Source organism: Microbulbifer hainanensis (genome assembly GCF_014904735.1).
GTDB classification, from domain to species: domain Bacteria; phylum Pseudomonadota; class Gammaproteobacteria; order Pseudomonadales; family Cellvibrionaceae; genus Microbulbifer; species Microbulbifer hainanensis.
Genome location: NZ_JACZCR010000010.1, coordinates 123,654 through 141,922, shown reverse-complemented (window position 1 = coordinate 141,922; position 18,269 = coordinate 123,654). Strand labels below are relative to the sequence as shown.

Genomic DNA, 18,269 nt, shown 5'->3' with positions numbered 1-18,269 from the left:
CGTGGATAAACATTGACGAACTCGAGGCAAAAAAACATGACCCTGAAAAAGAATTTCATCGCCGGCGAATGGATTGACGGCCAGGGCGGTATTGCGAATATCAACCCGTCCGACACCAGCGACCTGATTGCCGAATATGCGCAGGCCGGCCCCGCGCAGCTGGAAGATGCAGTTCAGGCCGCGCGGCAGGCTTTCCCAGCCTGGTCCACCGGTTCCATCCAGGCGCGCAGCGAAATACTCGATCGCATCGGCCAGGCAATCCTCGATCGACGCGCGGAACTCGGCGCGCTGCTCGCCCGCGAAGAGGGCAAGACGCTGCCAGAGGCTATTGGCGAGGTCGCCCGCGCCGGACAGATCTTCAAATACTTTGCGGGCGAAGTGCTGCAGTTGCGCGGCGAATTGCAGCCGTCGGTGCGGCCCGGGCTGGATGTCTCGGTTACCCGCGAACCCCTCGGCGTGATCGGCCTGATTACACCGTGGAATTTTCCCATTGCCATTCCCGCGTGGAAAATTGCCCCGGCGCTGGCCTACGGCAACTGCGTCGTGTTCAAGCCCGCGGAACTGGTGCCGGGTTCCGCGCACGCGCTGGCGGAAATCATTGTCGAGGCGGGTGTGCCGGCGGGTGTCTTCAACCTGGTGATGGGCCCGGGCCGGGTTGTCGGCGACGCGCTGGTTAACCATCCGCAAGTGGATGCGATCAGCTTTACCGGCTCACAGAATACCGGCAGGAATATTGCCGCTGCGGCTACGGCGCGCATGGCCAAGATCCAGCTGGAAATGGGCGGTAAAAATCCGCTGGTGGTGCTCGACGACGCCGACCTGAACACTGCGGTTGAATGCGCGGTGAATGGCGCTTTCTTTTCTACCGGTCAGCGCTGCACCGCTTCCAGCCGCCTGATCGTGACCGCCGGCATGCACGACCGCTTTGTCGAAGCGGTCAGCGAACGCATGAAGCAACTGGTCGTGGACCACGCCCTGAAAGACGGTACCCATATTGGCCCAGTGGTGGACGAGCGGCAGCTGAATCAGGATCTCGACTACATTCGCATTGGCAGTGAAGAGGGTGCGCACCTGTTATGTGGTGGCGAACGCATCGAGCGGGAAACACCCGGATTCTTCCTGACACCGGCCCTGTTTACCGAAACCCATTCTGAAATGCGCATCAACCGCGAGGAGATTTTCGGCCCGGTGGCCTCGGTGATCCGTGCCGATGACTACGACCACGCGCTGGCACTGGCCAACGATACGGTGTTCGGCTTGTCCGCCGGGATCGTCACCCAATCGTTGAAGCATGCAACACACTTCAAGCGTTTTTCCCAGGCGGGCATGGTGATGGTCAATGTGCCCACTGCCGGGGTCGACTATCACGTGCCGTTCGGCGGCCGTAAGGGTTCCAGTTACGGTGCGCGCGAACAGGGAAGCTACGCGCGGGAGTTCTACACCACGGTAAAGACGGCCTACACCCTGGCCTGAGAGCGGATTGTACTGACGGACGGCGGGCTGCGGGCCCGCCGTGAAAAATGGCGGTTAACCGAATGAACAAAAAACGCAGGCTGCGCAGTGAAGACTGGTTCAACGATCCATCGCAGCCGGATCAGACGGCAATATATCTCGAGCGCTATCTGAACTACGGCCTGACCCGCGAGGAATTGCAGTCCGGCAAACCGATTATCGGCATCGCCCAGACCGGCAGTGACCTGACACCGTGCAATCGCCACCACATCGAGCTCGCCAAACGCGTGCGTGAGGGTATCCGGGATGTCGGTGGCATACCTTTCGAGTTCCCGGTGCATCCCATTGCCGAGCAGGGACGCCGCCCGACCGCAGCGCTGGATCGCAACCTGGCATATCTCGGGCTGGTGGAAATTCTGCACGGCTATCCACTCGACGGCGTGGTATTGACGACAGGCTGCGACAAGACCACTCCGGCCACTCTGATGGCTGCGGCCAGTGTCAACATCCCGGCAATTGTCCTGTCCGGCGGCCCAATGCTGAACGGCTGGGGTGGCGACGACGGCGAGACGCGCTTGGGTTCCGGCTCGATCATCTGGAAATCGCGGGAGCAGTTGGCCCGCGGCGATATCGATTACGAAGGTTTCATGCAGCAGGTCACCGACTCGTCACCGTCCAGCGGCCACTGCAACACCATGGGCACGGCCTTGACCATGAACTCGATCGCCGAGGCGCTCGGCATGTCGCTGCCCGGCTGTGCCGCGATCCCCGCCACCTACCGCGAGCGCGCGCAGATGGCCTACCGCACCGGTCGTCGTATCGTCGATATGGTGTTCGAAGACCTGAAACCCTCCGACATCATGACGCGCGCGGCGTTTATCAACGCGGTGCGCGTCTGTTCGGCTATTGGCGGGTCAACCAACGCGCCGCCGCATTTGCAGGCCATCGCCAACCGCGTCGGCGTCAATTTCTCGATCGACGACTGGCAGGATTACGGCGAGAAGATTCCATTGCTGGTGAACTGCCAGCCCGCCGGCGAATACCTGGGTGAAGATTTCTATCGCGCCGGTGGTGTGCCGGCGGTCATGGGCGAGCTGCTGCGCACGGATATGCTCGACGGGAATTGCATGACTGCCAATGGACGAACTATTATGGAAAATGTCGGCGCCGTTCGGCCGCGCAGTGACAAGGTTATTCGCAGCTGCGACGCACCGCTGCGCGAAAATGCCGGCTTTGCAGTCATGCGCGGTAACCTGTTCGATACCGCAATCATGAAAAAGTCCGTGATCGGTGATGATTTTCGCCGGCAGTATCTCTCCGATCCGCAGTCGCCGAATGTTTTCCGGGGTCGCGCGATCGTTTTCGAGGGCCCGGAAGATTACCACCAGCGTATCGACGATCCGGCCCTGGCAATCGACGCCCACTGTGTGCTGGTGATCCGCAACTGCGGTCCCCTCGGTTATCCGGGCTCCGCCGAAGTCGTCAATATGCGCCCGCCAAATTATCTGCTCAAGCAGGGTATCACCGGCCTGCCGTGTCTCGGCGACGGCCGACAGAGCGGTACCTCGGCCAGCCCCTCGATCCTGAATATTTCACCGGAAGCCGCAGCCGGTGGCGACCTGGCACTGCTGCAAAGCGGTGACCAGATCGAGATCGACCTGAATCGCAATCGTGTGGACGCAATACTCGATGACGAGGAGCTGGTCCGCCGACGCGCTCAAAGACAGCCGGCCAATATCGTCAATCAGACACCGTGGCAGGAAATTTACCGAAAAACCGTCACCCAGCTGGAGCAGGGGGCGGATATGGCACTGGATGAGGAGCATGTGCGTATCGTCGAGCGACACGGTACGCCACGCAACTCGCACTAGTGGGCACAGAGTAAAAGGGTTCTGTTGGGCCGGATTCGATGACCTTTCCCACCGACGGCCCGACAGCGATGATGTAATTACGAGGCGGAAAATAATAATGAACACGATTACCGCAGGAAAACTATCAGTACTGGAAAAAGTCGGATACAGCCTGGGTGATCTGGCTGCCAACCTGATCTTCCAGACACTGATGACCTTTCTGGCCTTTTTCTATACCGACGTCTACCAGATACCTGCAGCGCAGGCATCTACCATCATTTTTGCCGGTGGCATGGTCGGCGCATTGTTTACGCCGCTGATGGGTGTGCTGGCCGACCGCACGCACACCCGCTGGGGGAAATTCCGCCCGTGGATACTCTGGACTTCTGTACCCTTTGGTGCGGTGACCCTGCTGGCGTTCAGCACTCCTGATCTGGCACCGGGCGGCAAGCTGGTTTACGCCTTCGTTACCTATGTGCTGTTGGTGGTTATCTACTGTGCGAACAACCTCCCCTACGCTTCGTTGAGCGGAGTCCTTACCGGTAGCATGTCCGAGCGTAACAGCCTGTCTTCCTACCGCTTCGTCGCGGTGATGATCGCGCAGTTTATTATTCAGGCGCTGCTGCTGCCGTTGGTCCTGTTGTTTGGTGACGGTGACAAAGCGGTAGGCTTCGAACGCGTCATGACCCTGTTTGCACTGGTCGGTATGATTTTTCTGCTGATCACTTTTGCGGTGACGCGCGAACGGATTGTGCCGTCACCGGAACAGCGCTCGAGTATCTTCGAAGATGTCGGTGACCTGCTTAAGAACCGCCCCTGGATCATTATGCTGGTGCTGACCGTGCTGGTATTTGTCACTCTGGCACTGAAGGGGGGGATGTACGTTTACTACTTCGAGAATTACCTGGACACCAGTCAGATCGTCGACTTTCTGGATAGTGTCGGATTCAATGGCGCGATACATGCACTCAATAGCACGCTTCAGGGCATGGGGCTGAGCGGTTTCCAGTGGCCGGAAGATCCGACGACTTCTGCATTTAGTCTGTTCAATGCCGGCGGTATCCTGATGATGATTGTCGGTATCGGACTGTCTCGGCCACTCGCCGACCGCTTCGGCAAGCGCGATGTCTTCGGCTTTGCCCTGTTCGTTTCTACTCTGTTTATCCTCGCGTTTTATTTTCTTTCCCCACAGGCCATCGCGCTGGTGTTCATTGCGCAGATACTGCATGGATTTTTCTACGGCATCACCATCCCGCTACTCTGGGCGATGATTGCGGACGTGGCGGATTACTCCGAGTGGAAGAATGGGCGTCGTGCCACCGCCATTATTTTCTCCGCGATGATCATCGGCCTTAAAGTCGGGCTGAGTGTCGGGGGCGCCCTGGTGGCGGGGATTCTCGCGCTCTACGGTTACGATGCACAGTTGCCCGTACAGAATGCGGACGCCGTTAATGGAATTCGTCTGTCGATCAGCGTCTATGCAGCTCTGCCCTTCCTGTTTGGTATTGCGTTGCTATTCGCCTATGAAATCAATAAAAAATTGGAATTCCGCATCGAATCTGACCTCGGCCTGCGCCGGGGCGCAGCGGCTTGATGGTGAAGTTAATAATGGATAATCAGGATCTTGAAATACTGGCGCGCAAGGCAATATCCGAGCCGCTGGTTACGCACATCTATATCGCCGATCCATCGGCCCATGTGTTCGACGGAAAAATCTATATCTACCCCTCCCACGATATCGAGGCGGGTATCGCCTTCAACGACAACGGCGATCACTTCGCGATGGAGGACTATCACGTGTTTTCGATGGAGTCGCCGGGGAGCGCAGCGGTGGATCACGGCCCGGCATTGCATGTCCGCGATGTACCCTGGGCGGAGCGGCAGATGTGGGCGCCGGATGCGGCGTGTAAAAACGGCAAATATTATTTCTATTTTCCCGCCAAGCGCAGCGACGACATTTTTCAGATCGGCGTGGCGATCGGCGATTCCCCGGTTGGTCCCTTTGTGCCGCAACCGCAGCCGATTGAAGGTAGTTATTCCATCGACCCGGCCGTCTTCGGCGACGATGATGGCGAGTTCTACATGTATTTCGGTGGCATTTGGGGCGGGCAGCTGCAGAAGTACCGCGACAACGGTTATGCCGAAGAACACGGGGAGCCCGCCGCGAACGAACCGGCGCTGGGTCCGCGCATAGCCCGCATGACCGGGGATATGACGGAGTTCTGCGAGGCGCCGCGGGAAGTGTTAATCCTCGATGAGCACGGCGAGCCGCTGCTCGCCGGCGATAGCGAGCGCCGCTATTTCGAAGGTCCGTGGATGCACAAGTATCGCGGCACCTATTACCTGTCCTATTCCACCGGTGATAGCCATCTTCTTTGTTACGCGACCGGAGACAGTCCCTACGGACCCTTTGTCCACCGCGGCGTCATTCTCAAACCGGTGGTCGGCTGGACAACACACCATTCCATTTGCGAAGTGGAAGGGCAGTGGTATCTCTTCTACCACGATTCGATATTGTCCGGCGGTGTGACCCATTTGCGCTCGGTGAAGATGACACCGTTGACGCACAACGCGGATGGCAGCATCCGCACCATTGATCCCTATGGGCACGGTGTCGCCGCAACCGGAGAAAGCGTGCCTTTATAACGTGAAAAGTGCAGGGAAGCTGTCCGCCCGCTTTGAAAGAATTTCGCTGCCCGCGAAAGCTTGTCGCGGCCCGGGTGAAGAGCAGGGTGGCCACATGGATTTGCAGTAATGGTCTCTGCGGATCTAGCGGCATTAGTGTACGTAGAATTTATTTGTATGATTTAACCGATTAATGGATGGTGTTGCGTCCGCTTCCGGACGCGCCGTTGATCGGGGGTGGGAAGTTTCTGTTATGAGTCGAAATACCAAGCGTAAACTCCGCAGCACCGACTGGTTCAATGATCCGAGCCAGCCGGACCAGACTGCAATCTATATCGAGCGCTATCTCAACTACGGCCTCACCCGCGAGGAACTGCAGTCGGGAAAACCGATTATCGGCATTGCGCAGACTGGAAGTGACCTGGCACCGTGTAATCGCCACCATATGGATCTGGCGCAGCGCGTGCGCGATGGCATTCGCGACGCCGGCGGCGTGCCGTTCGAATTTCCTGTGCACGCGATTCACGAAATGGGCAAGCGGCCCACCGCGGCTCTGGATCGCAACCTCGCCTATCTCGGGCTGGTAGAAATTCTCTACGGATATCCACTGGATGGCGTCGTGCTCACCACCGGATGCGACAAGACAACACCGGCGACCCTGATGGCTGCCGCTGCGGTCAACATTCCGGCAATCGTGTTGTCTGGCGGCCCGATGCTGAATGGCTGGGACAGCAAAGACAATAAAGAAACGCGAGTGGGTTCGGGTTCCATTATCTGGCGTTCGCGGGAAGATTACGCGCGCGGTGATATCGATTACGAGCAGTTCATGCGCAATGTCACCGCTGCGGCGCCGAGCACGGGCCACTGCAATACCATGGGCACCGCCCTGACCATGAACAGCCTCGCCGAAGCGCTGGGTATGTCGCTGCCCGGTTGCGCTGCCATTCCCGCTCCCTACAAGGAGCGCTCGCAGATCTCCTATTACACCGGACTGCGCATCGTCGATATGGTTTATGAGGATCTGAAACCGTCGGACATCATGACCCGGGAAGCCTTTCTCAACGCCATCCGCGTCTGCTCTGCCATTGGCGGTTCCACCAATGCGCCGCCGCACCTGCAGGCCATCGCCAATCATATGGGAGTAGCACTGTCGATCGATGACTGGCAGCAGTACGGAGAAAAGATCCCCCTGCTGGTCAACTGCCAGCCGGCCGGTGAATACCTGGGCGAAGAGTTTTACCGGGCCGGCGGTGTGCCGGCCGTGATGGGCGAACTGCTGCGCGCGGGCATTGCCAGCGGGGACTGTCGCAGCGTCAGCGGGAAGTCCATCGGTGAAAACTACAGCGACCAGGTCTCTCTCAATAAGAAAGTGATTTTCCCCGTTACCGCACCGATGATGGAAAACGCGGGCTTCGCAGTGATGCGCGGCAATCTGTTTGACTCCGCGATCATGAAAAAATCGGTGATCGGTGACGACTTCCGCAATAAATACCTGCTGAATCCGGCACACCCCAATGTGTTGCGCGGCCGCGCCATAGTGTTCGACGGCCCGGAGGATTATCACCATCGGATCGATGATCCGGCACTGGATGTGGATGAGAACTGCATTCTGGTAATCCGCAATTGTGGACCGCTCGGTTACCCGGGTTCGGCAGAAGTGGTGAACATGCGCCCGCCTGAATACCTGATCAAACGCGGCATTAACTGCCTGCCCTGTATCGGTGACGGCCGGCAGAGCGGCACGTCTGCCAGCCCGTCGATTCTCAATGCATCGCCGGAGGCTGCCGCTGGCGGTGGCTTGGCGTTGCTGCAAATGAATGACCCGGTGGAAATCGATCTGAACGCCAACCGTGTCGACGTACTGATCGACGCGGATCAGCTGCAGCAGCGCCGCGCCCAGCTGCACCCACAGCAGCTGGTGAACCAGACACCCTGGCAGGAAATCTACCGCAATACGGTGACACAGCTTGCCGATGGCGGTGACATGGCCACCGAGGCACAGCACCTGCGTATCGTCGAGCACCACGGTACACCGCGCAACTCACATTGACCCCGGCGGACGCACCGAAGAATCGCGCCAGCCAGATAAACGATAAAGACTTGAACGGAATCAGCGAAGCTGACAATTAAAAGATCATCGTCATGAAAAAAACAATTCGGGCAACCGGAAAACTCTCCGCAATTTTCACCGTCGTACTGTTACTGCCTGCGGCAGTGTCATTCGCCGCAGCGCCAGACCACCAGATAGAGCTGTGGCCGCAGGTTTCCAGCCCCGCCGAAAATCCGAACATCGAACAGCGCGTACAGACACTGCTTAGCAAGATGACGCTGGAAGAAAAAGTCGGGCAGATCATGCAGGCGGAAATCCAGTCGATTACGCCTGAGGAGGTGCGAAAATATCACATCGGATCGGTACTGAACGGTGGCGGTTCCATGCCGAAACGCAAGGCCGATGCGACTGCGGCGGACTGGGTTGCGCTGGCCGATGCCTTCTACGATGCATCGATGGACGGCAGCGGTGGCCGTACACCGATACCGGTATTCTGGGGGACCGATGCAGTTCACGGTAACGGTAACCTCATCGGTGCCACGCTGTTCCCGCACAATATCGGTCTCGGCGCTGCACGAGACCCGCAGCTGGTGCAGGCTATCGGCGGCGCTACCGCTGAGGAAGTGCGTACCACCGGCGTTGAGTGGGTGTTTGCGCCGACACTGGCCGTAGCCCGGGACGATCGCTGGGGGCGAACCTACGAAAGCTACAGCGAAAATCCTGACCTGGTACGCGAATATGCCAGCGCCATGGTAGAAGGGCTGCAAGGCGGCCGGCCGGGTGATGTGGGATTTCTCGATCAGCATCACGTGATTGCCACCGCGAAACACTTTCTCGCCGATGGTGGTACGGCCGGTGGCGACGACCAGGGAAATGCGCAGATTGACGAGCATACGCTGGTCGGCATCCACAATGCTGGCTACCCCCCCGCCATCAAGGCCGGTGTGCAGACGGTCATGGCCAGCTTTTCGTCCTGGAACGGCGAAAAAAATCACGGTAATCAATACCTGCTCACCGATGTATTGAAAAAGCGCATGGGATTTGACGGCCTCGTCGTGGGCGACTGGAACGGCCACGGTCAGGTGCCAGGCTGCACCAACGATAGTTGTGCGCAGGCAATTAACGCCGGCATCGATCTATTGATGGTTACCTACGACTGGAAGGCGATGATCAGGAACACCCTGGCACAGGTGCGCGCCGGTGAAATTTCCATGGCGCGGCTGGACGACGCCGTGGGTCGCATTTTGCGCGTCAAGCTGCGCGCGGGCCTGTTCGACAGCAAACCTTCCGAGCGGGTTTTATCAGGACAAGCAAAGATCGTCGGCGGTGCCGAACACCGCGCACTCGCGCGGCGCGCCGTGCGCGAAAGCCTGGTTCTGTTAAAAAACCGTCACGGCTTGCTGCCACTCAATCCCAGGCAGAATATCCTCGTTGCCGGCCCCGGTGCCGACAGTATTGCCATGCAGTCCGGTGGCTGGAGTGTCAGCTGGCAGGGTGCCGGTATTCCCAACGACAAGTTTCCCAACGCAACGTCCATTTATGCGGGGATCAGGCGTGCAGTTGCAAAAGCGGGCGGCAGTGTCGAACTCGCACCCGATGGCAATTTCAAGCACAAGCCGGATGTCGCCGTGGTGGTGTTCGGCGAACAGCCCTACGCAGAAGGTATGGGTGATCGCAACACGCTGGAATTCGAAGCCGGTAACAAGAAGAGTCTTACTCTGCTCAAATCACTCAAGGCCAGGGGTATTCCGGTAGTTTCAGTCTTTCTCTCCGGTCGCCCGCTGTGGGTCAATCCGGAGTTGAATGCGTCCGATGCCTTTGTCGCAGCCTGGCTGCCGGGTACTGAGGGCGAGGGTATTGCCGATGTGCTTCTGGCCGGCACCGATGGAAAGCCAAATCACGACTTCCACGGCAAGCTTTCGTTTTCCTGGCCGAAATTACCACTGCAGGCAAAACTCAATATTGGACAGCAGGATTACCAGCCGCTATTTGTTTACGGTTACGGACTGAATTACGCATCCACTCAACAGGGCCCGGCCAGGCTCGCGGAAAAAGTGCCCGGTGTGACTCGCGGCCAGCCGGAGCGGATCGACCTGTATGCGGGCCGTCCACTGCAGCCCTGGGGCGTAAGCCTGCGCGACTTCGAACAGAACCAGATGTTGAGCGGTGCTTTCGCCAAGTTGCCGAGTGGTCGGGTCACAGTTGAGGCCACCGACAAGGACCGCCAGGAGGACGCGCTGCGCATGCGCTGGCACGACACCTGGCTGGCGGGGCTGAGTATCCAGTACGGCGAGCCGCTGGACCTGTCGCGCTTTATCGATAAGGGCACCCTGTCGTTCGACCTCAAGGTGGAGGATCTGGCCAAGGCGGACCTGGCCCTGGTCATGAAATGTGGGGAGAACTGCGAGCGGCGCCTCGACTACACGTTGCCGGCCCGCGCTATGGCCAGCAAGGGCTGGCAGCACAAAAGCTTCAACCTGAGCTGCTTTGTCCACGACGGGGACGATTTCAAGTCGATAAACGTGCCATTTGAACTGCTTGCCGGTGGTGTGGGTGAACTGGAAGTGGCCAATGTCCGTTTCGACCGCAAAGGCGACGCCAACGAGACCTGTCCCGATTACCACAAATTGACGACCACGCCGGTTTCGCGCCACGAGTACTGGTCCAAGGGTTGGTGGTACGAGCGCTTCAAGCAAAAGCAACAGCGCCTTGCCCAGGGTAATGTGGATCTGTTGTGGCTGGGTGACTCGATTATTGAGGGCTGGGAAAAGAGCGGCAAACCGGTTTGGGAACAGTATTACGGCGACCGCAATGCGGTGAACCTGGGCTACGGTGGCGACCGCACCGAACACCTGCTGTGGCGCATCGAACACGGTGAACTGGACGGTATCGACCCCAAGGTGGCGGTAGTGATGATCGGTACCAACAACACCGGCCTGTCGCTCACCGAGCCGCAGCTAACTGCGGCTGGTGTGCGCAAGGTGCTCGACGAAGTGCGTGAGCGGCTGCCGGCGACCAAAATACTGCTGCTGGGGGTATTCCCGCGAGAGGAGCAGCCGGACGCACCGATGCGCAAAGTAAACGCGACAATCAACCGGATCATCTCCGGTTACGCCGATAACCAGCACGTTTTCTACCTGAATATTGGCGACAAGTTCCTGGACGAAAATGGCGTACTGAGTGCGGAAATAATGCCGGATCACCTGCATCCGAATGCGCGTGGTTACAAAATCTGGGCGGAGTCAATGGAGCCGACACTGGCCAGGCTGTTGCAGTGAGCGGTACGAAATCAGAAATAAGGCGGAAAACGAAGAAAACGTGGGGAAGCCAATGTTGAATAAAAAAGTAATTACCTCAGCCATGGTAATACTGCTCAGCGCCTGTGGTGCAGAGGACAAGACTGCAGTGTCGGCGGCGCAGGAGAAGGACCAGAGCCCCTGGCCGAAACTGGAGCCAGCACTGCCCCGGGATCCGGCCCTGGAGCAGCGTGTCAGCGACCTGCTCGCAAAGATGACGCTGGAGGAAAAAGTCGGCCAGCTGATCCAGGCCGAGATCAAGTACGCCACACCGGAAGATGTGAAAAAATATCATCTCGGCGGAGTCCTCAATGGTGGCGGCACCTACCCCAATAACGACAAGTACGCCACACCGCAGGACTGGCTGAAGCTGGCCAACGCCTATTACCAGGCATCCACTGACACCTCCGTTGGTGGTGTCGGAATACCGGTGATCTGGGGTTCTGACGCCGTTCACGGTCACAACAATGTCATCGGCGCGACACTGTTTCCGCACAATATCGGCCTCGGTGCAGCCCACGATCCGGAATTGATCCGGCGTATTGGCCGGGCCACCGCCGAGGAAGTGGCCGTGACCGGGATCAACTGGACCTTTGCCCCCACCGTTGCAGTGGTGCGCGACGACCGCTGGGGGCGTACCTTTGAGAGTTATTCCGAAGACCCGCGCATCGTCGGCGAATACGCCCGCGCAATGGTGGAGGGTATTCAGGGCGTCGCAGGCACGGACGCTTTCCTCGACGGTCGCCACGTGGTTTCCGCTACCAAGCATTTCATCGGTGACGGCGGTACCCGCGATGGTGTCGATCGCGGCGATACCCGGATCAGCGAGGAAGAACTCGCCCGCGTTCACGCCGCCGGCTATATCGCTGCGCTGCAGTCCGGCGTGCAGACTGTCATGGCGTCATTCAACAGCTGGAACGGCAAGCGCCTGCACGGCAATCACCACCTGCTCACCGATGTACTGAAAGACCGGCTCGGCTTTGATGGCTTTGTCGTCGGCGACTGGAATGGCCATCGCTTTGTGAAAGGCTGCTCCCTGGATAGCTGTCCCCAGGCGATCAATGCCGGGCTGGATATGTTTATGGTGCCGTCGGACTGGAAACCGCTGTACAAAAATACCCTCGCCCAGGCACGCAGCGGCGAGATTCCGATAACCCGGGTCGACGATGCGGTTCGGCGTATCCTGCGGGTAAAAATGCGCGCGGGTCTGTTCGATCGCAATCAGCCGCTGGCGGGGAAAAAGGGAATCCTCGGCAGCGCCGAGCACCGCGCCATTGCGCGCGAAGCCGTGCGCAAATCCCTGGTACTGCTGAAAAACAACGATCAGCTGTTGCCGCTGAACCCGCAGCAGAAAATTCTGGTCGCTGGCGATGGGGCCGACAATATCGGCAAACAAAGCGGCGGCTGGACTATTTCCTGGCAGGGAACCGGCAACACCCGCGCCGACTTTCCAGGTGCCACATCGATTTACGACGGCATCAAGGCGGCAGTATCGGCCGGAGGCGGTGAAGCGGTGCTGAGCGAAAATGGTGATTTCTCCACGAATACCTTCAGCAGTGGCGGCAAGCCGGATGTGGCGGTCGTCGTGTTCGGTGAAAATCCCTATGCAGAATGGCACGGTGATATCACCAGTCTCGAATATCAGTTTGGCAACAAGCGCGACCTGGCACTGCTGAAAAACCTCAAATCCCAAGGTATTCCGGTGGTCAGCATTTTCCTGTCGGGGCGGCCGCTGTGGGTGAACCGGGAAATGAATGCGTCCGATGCCTTTGTCGCCGCCTGGCTGCCGGGCTCAGAGGGCGAAGGTGTTGCCGATGTGATCGTAGCCGACGCAGACGGTAAACCGCGCTACGACTTTACCGGAAAGCTCGCCTTCAGCTGGCCCAAAGAAGTCCACCAGACACCGCTCAATGTCGGCGAAGATCTTTACGACCCACTGTTTGCCTACGGTTACGGTCTCGCCGATGAAGACAGTGTGCAGATTGCCGATAACCTGCCGGAAAACGGCGAGAGTTACGCCGATGGGCCGTTGCGCGATGCCCTGCTGATGGTTTGGCGCGCGCGTCCGCCGTGGCAATTGTCCATTGATGAAGAGGGCAATGCCCCACTTGCCGTGAGCGGTAATCTCGGCAGCAGCGGTGACGATGACAACATTACCGTCGCTGCCATAGACATGGTCAACCAGGAGGATGCCCGGCTACTCGAGTGGAAAGGACTGCGTCGCGGCAGCGTGAGTCTGCGCGCAGAAAGCCCTCAGGATATGCATCGCTACCTGGACTCCGGAGCCGCACTCAGCATGGATATACGGGTCGACCGGGAACCGAACGGAAAGGTGTACGCCGGCCTACAGTGCGGCCCCGACTGCAGCGTTGCGTTGCCACTGGCCGACGCCCTGCACAAGCTGCCGCAGGGACAGTGGACGCATTTCTCCATTGATCTGCGCTGCTTTGCCGATCGGGGTGCGGACTTCGCTCAGGTCGACACCAGCTTCGCGCTCGACAGCGAGGGCGCGCTTTCCCTGGCTCTGGCAAACATCAAATATCAGATTGGTGCTGCTGACAGCGCGACAGTGCAGTGCGGAGGGTAAACTGCAATGGATAATTCTCGCCGGAATCTGTTCAAGACTCTACTCGCGGGTGCGGCGGCAGCACCGTTGTCTGCACGAATCTCAGCAGCGGAACTTCCGCGTGAGATACCCGCTTGCACACCTTCTGCGGTGCCGCCCGCGCGCTGGGGGCAGGGCATTGAAGGGCAGCGCAACGCCGACCTGGGCGATGGCACTTTCCTGAACCCAATCGTGCCGGGGGATCACCCGGACCCGACGATCCTGAAGGACGGTGACGACTACTACATGACGTTTTCGTCGTTCTACTCCTATCCGGGCCTGATCATCTGGCACTCGACCGATCTGGTGAACTGGGCCCCCCTGGGCCCGGCGCTGTACGAGCCGCTTGGCAGTATCTGGGCGGTGGACCTGTGTAAACATGGAGACCGCTATTATATCTATATCCCCGCCAACCCGGACGGCGGCGGCTGGTCTATCTATGCTATCTGGGCAGATGATATCCGCGGGCCCTGGAGCCAGCCCGTCGATCTGAATATCCATGGTTGTATCGACCCGGGGCACGTGGTGGGTGAGGACGGCAAGCGCTACCTGTTCGTCAACGGTATACGCAAAATCCGCCTGACCGATGATGGCCTCGCTGCCGACGGTGATCTGCAGCCGGCTTACCAGCCGTGGCAGTATCCGGAGGACTGGGTAGTGGAAAACTTCGCGCCGGAGGGGCCCAAGTTGCTGCGGCGTGGAGACTGGTTTTACCTGATCACTGCGGTGGGTGGGACCGCGGGTCCGGTCACCGGGCATATGGTGATTGCCGCGCGCTCGAAATCCATTCACGGTCCCTGGGAGCACTGTCCGCACAATCCGCTGGTGCGCACCACCAGCGACTCTGAACCCTGGTGGTCGCGTGGCCACGCGACGCTGGTGGAGGGGCCAGCCGGCGACTGGTGGATGGTCTATCACGGCTATGAAAATGGTTTTCGCACCCTCGGCCGGCAGACATTGCTGGAGCCGATCGAATGGACCGAAGACGGCTGGTTTCGTGCGCGCGGCGGCGATCTCAGTCAGCCTATGCGCAAGCCTGCCGGTGGAAAAAGCGGACCTGCGGGCTTCGCCCTTTCGGATAATTTCGCCAGCAACCGTATGGGCGTACAGTGGGCGTTCCACGATCCAGCGCCGGACGAAATGACGCGGATCGAATACGAGCCCGGTGGACTGCGTATCGCCGCGAGTGGGTCGTCACCACAAAACAGTACCCCGCTGACCTGTCCCGTGGGTGACCGATCCTACGAGGTGGAAGTCACCATCGACCTGCTGGATGAAACAGCGGAAGGTGGCGTGTTGTTGTTTTATAACCACAAGGCGTTTGTGGGCCTGGGTTTTTCGGTCGGGCAGAGAAAGACATTCCAGTGTGCAGGTGAGCTGGAGTGGATGCGTGCGGCATTGGCCACGAAGAGCGTGCGTATAAGGCTAACCAATCGGGATAATGTCGTGACATACCATTATTCCCACGATGACGGGAAAACCTGGACGCTGCTGGATCATCGCATGGAAGTCTCCGGTATCCACCACAATGTATTCGGCGGGTTCCTGAGCTTGAAAGTCGGTATCTACAGCGCCGGTACAGGCAGTATTCGTGTGCGAGACTTTACCTATCGGGCAGTGTGAAAGCACTGCCCTTTCCCCCTTTTGATTGGCGAACCACCCGCTAAAGCCGCGGGTGATCGCGCAATAGTGCTCTTTGTGCGAAGTCAGCGCAGCGCAGAAGTTACGGTGCTGTGTAGCCCAGTTCCTGCAGAAAAGCCGTCTGGCTCGCCATGTCGCTGTTTCCGGAGTAGGGCAGTGCGCGCCAGGTTTCCTGTGCGGACATGGAACCGCCGGATTCGAGGGTTTTAAACGGGGCGTGGACTTCCAGTTCCAGCAGCCCCTCCGCCATCTCGCCATCCGCGTACTCCAGGTACAGTTCCACCTGGCCCTGGTCCGGGTGAATCGCAGCGCGCGGTTGTAGCGGGAACTCGATAATAAATACCTGACCCTTGTTAAAAGCTGCCAGCCAGCCGGCGGCAGGCTGGATATAGGCCTTGGCCTTGTTCGAGCCGATACGGGCAAAGTCGAAAAAGCCCCCGGCCTGCCGAGATTCATCGGGCCCTGCTACAGATTCACTCATCGGCACAATGCGCAGGTCGTTGTCGAAATCTTTCACCGGCACATAGACGCGCGTATCCGCCGGCACCCGTGTATTGAACCAGAGGTCCCAGCTCACCGGCGTCTCGCGCTGATTGGTCGCCTCTACTCTCTGCACCAACCGGTCGCCGTCCAGGACGAATTGTTTGTGCAGGCTGAGACCGCTTACCGGACTGGCCGGGGCGATCATTTCCACCTCGGTGTCGCTCAGTTTGGTCAGGGTATTACCGGCCAACACGGTAAAGGGATCCGGCGGCCAGTCCGCACCGGCGTCGCGGCGTGCGGTATTCAGGGACTGATGGCGCCACCAGGCCTTCTGTGGTCCCAGCCAGACGATATGGCCGAGGTAGGGGATGTTGTCGCCATCGGCGCTGATTGGTGGCTGTGGCTGTGGCTGTTGCTGCACCGCCGCGCCGACTTTCAGCAGGTTCTCTTGTCCTGCAGCGGCAAAGGCCAGGCCGCGGCCGCCCAGCTGTGGGGTGAAACTGAAATGCAGCTGGTTGTTTTCGAGCTGGTAAATCTGCGGCTCTGCGCTGGCCGGCCCCACAGCCAGCAGCCCCAGCAACAACCAGTGTTTGATGCCGTTTCCTCGCATACGCCTTCCCTCAATTTTCCCTGGCCAATTCCAACAGATACACATCGTTCTCCCGCAGCGGCAGTTCGGTGGAGAATTCGCCGCTCGCCGAAATCTTGATGGTCTCCTCCTGCGCAGGGGTACCGCTGGCTTCGGCTTTCAGTTTTTGTACCTGCTCCCTGCTCAGCTGTCTGGGCGAACCCATGGCAATGTAAGCGGAGTAGGCATCATTCTGCCGATAGCCGACCCGGAAGATTTTCAACCGGTAGTCGCCACCCTGCAGCCCGGAGATACGGACTGCGGTTCTGCCCTTGTCGGCGGCGGGCAGATCGCGGATATAGTACTGCTGATTGTTAGTGTCCTCGGGCAGGGTATAGCTGTAGTCCCACAGCAGCAGCTGCACATCGCCATTTTTGTCGACGGTGGCCCAGGACTTTTGGTCTGCATTTTTCAGCTCTGTGGCACCCAGTCGGTTGAGGAACTGGTAGGCAAAGTAGGCGGGCTTCTTGATGCCCTGGGTATTCATCAGGCCGAAACCGCCATGGAAGGGCGTAAAGCGCGGGCCGGCTTCCTCGAAGATATCAGTAAATACCCAGTAGGACATGGAGTTCGCAGCATCGCCCACCTGCTTCAACTTCTGCAGGATATAGGCGGCCTCGTGGTAGCTGTCGTGGATCGGATCCGCCGGTGTATAGGACGAGGACCACTCGGTGTAGTGGAGTTCCAGGCCCGGCATCGGGGAATCGGCGATCTGCTGGCGACTTTTGCGCACGTCGCCGCTCACCGCCCATTCATCCTTGGCCAGCACCGTGCCGGTGCGGCCGAATTCATCCAGGAAGCCCTGCTTGACGCCGTAGGCGTGGGTGCTGACAAAGTCCAGCGGTACCTTGTGCTCGTTGCAGTAGTGGATCATCTCCGGTACCCAGGCGGCGCCGGCGGTGGCAGGACCGCCCACGCGGTAGTCCGGGTTGACGCTTTTGATCGCTGCGGCGCTGGTGGCATAGAGCTTGAAATAATCTGCCTGGCTGCCCGCCCAGAAACCATCCAGGTTGGGCTCGTTCCAAACCTCGAAGTACCAGGTCTTCACCTCGTCGGCACCGTAGCGCTCGGTGAAGTGTTGAACCAGGTGGCGGATCAGGTCGCCCCACTTTGCATAGCTTTTCGGCGGAGTCACATTGCCGCGCCACCAGAAAATGGTCTGGTCACCGCTCGCCAGCGCACTGGGCATAAAGCCCAGTTCGACAAACGGTTTTATATCGATGCTGAGCAGGTAGTCGTAGAGCGCATCGATATACTGGAAGTTGTATTGCGGGTTGCCGTCGGCATCTTCCTTGTACACGGCCATATCGTCGGTCAGCAGGCCGTGCATGCGGATGTACTTGAAGCCCGCGTCGTGCTTGATTTCGGCCAGCTGCTGCTGCCAGTCAGCGCGCAGGCCCTCGTTGGCGCGGCCGGCGCCAATGCTGGTTTTGAACAACGTAGCGAATTTGCCCGTCGTATGACGGGTGTCCACATCAATGACCCTGGGCGCATCAGCGCGTGCGGCCAGAGAAAGGCAAAGTAATGCGGCGAGCAGAAGTCGCGACGGGGTTTGCAGATCCATGAATATCTATCCGTCTATTGTAATTTGTATTTGCAGTACGGTTGCGGTGGACGGTGCGAGCGCCGTCCACCGCAA

At 59.1% G+C, this 18,269-nt stretch carries 10 protein-coding genes; 8 read left to right on the top strand and 2 right to left on the bottom strand.

The features are described from left to right. Positions 1-36: 36 nt before the first annotated feature. From IG168_RS04085 to IG168_RS04050, 8 genes are all read left to right on the top strand, one after another. Positions 37-1,473 (top strand): aldehyde dehydrogenase family protein, encoded by a 1,437-nt coding sequence (locus IG168_RS04085; protein ID WP_193161985.1) that lies wholly within the window; start codon positions 37-39, stop codon positions 1,471-1,473. A 62-nt stretch (positions 1,474-1,535) separates the two neighbouring features. Then, on the top strand, positions 1,536-3,323 hold the full coding sequence (locus tag IG168_RS04080; protein ID WP_193161983.1) for an IlvD/Edd family dehydratase: 1,788 nt from the start codon (positions 1,536-1,538) through the stop codon (positions 3,321-3,323). A 97-nt stretch (positions 3,324-3,420) separates the two neighbouring features. After that, on the top strand, positions 3,421-4,896 hold the full coding sequence (locus IG168_RS04075; RefSeq protein ID WP_193161981.1) for an MFS transporter: 1,476 nt from the start codon (positions 3,421-3,423) through the stop codon (positions 4,894-4,896). A gap of 14 nt (positions 4,897-4,910) precedes the next feature. Beyond that, positions 4,911-5,948: a glycoside hydrolase family 43 protein gene (locus tag IG168_RS04070; protein ID WP_226876509.1), complete on the top strand. Its 1,038-nt coding sequence runs from the start codon at positions 4,911-4,913 to the stop codon at positions 5,946-5,948. A gap of 232 nt (positions 5,949-6,180) precedes the next feature. After that, a complete protein-coding gene (locus IG168_RS04065) occupies positions 6,181-7,977 on the top strand; it encodes an IlvD/Edd family dehydratase (protein ID WP_193161977.1) in 1,797 nt (598 codons plus the stop codon). A 92-nt stretch (positions 7,978-8,069) separates the two neighbouring features. Beyond that, on the top strand, positions 8,070-11,255 hold the full coding sequence (locus IG168_RS04060; protein WP_193161975.1) for a glycoside hydrolase family 3 N-terminal domain-containing protein: 3,186 nt from the start codon (positions 8,070-8,072) through the stop codon (positions 11,253-11,255). Positions 11,256-11,307: 52 nt separating this feature from the next. Further along, positions 11,308-13,860, top strand: a complete 2,553-nt coding sequence (locus IG168_RS04055) for a glycoside hydrolase family 3 protein (protein ID WP_193161973.1) — start codon at positions 11,308-11,310, stop codon at positions 13,858-13,860. A gap of 6 nt (positions 13,861-13,866) precedes the next feature. After that, positions 13,867-15,501 carry a family 43 glycosylhydrolase gene (locus tag IG168_RS04050; protein ID WP_193161971.1) on the top strand — a complete coding sequence of 545 codons (1,635 nt, stop codon included), beginning with the start codon at positions 13,867-13,869 and terminating at the stop codon, positions 15,499-15,501. 100 nt (positions 15,502-15,601) lie between these two features. On the opposite strand, the gene IG168_RS04045 is transcribed toward IG168_RS04050, so the two are convergent. Together IG168_RS04045 and IG168_RS04040 are read right to left on the bottom strand one after the other, a co-directional pair. Then, entirely contained in the window at positions 15,602-16,612 is a 1,011-nt protein-coding gene (locus IG168_RS04045; protein ID WP_193161969.1) for a DUF4380 domain-containing protein, read from the bottom strand. Between the two features lie 10 nt (positions 16,613-16,622). Beyond that, positions 16,623-18,194 (bottom strand): GH39 family glycosyl hydrolase, encoded by a 1,572-nt coding sequence (locus IG168_RS04040; protein WP_193161967.1) that lies wholly within the window; start codon positions 18,192-18,194, stop codon positions 16,623-16,625. Positions 18,195-18,269: the final 75 nt, after the last annotated feature.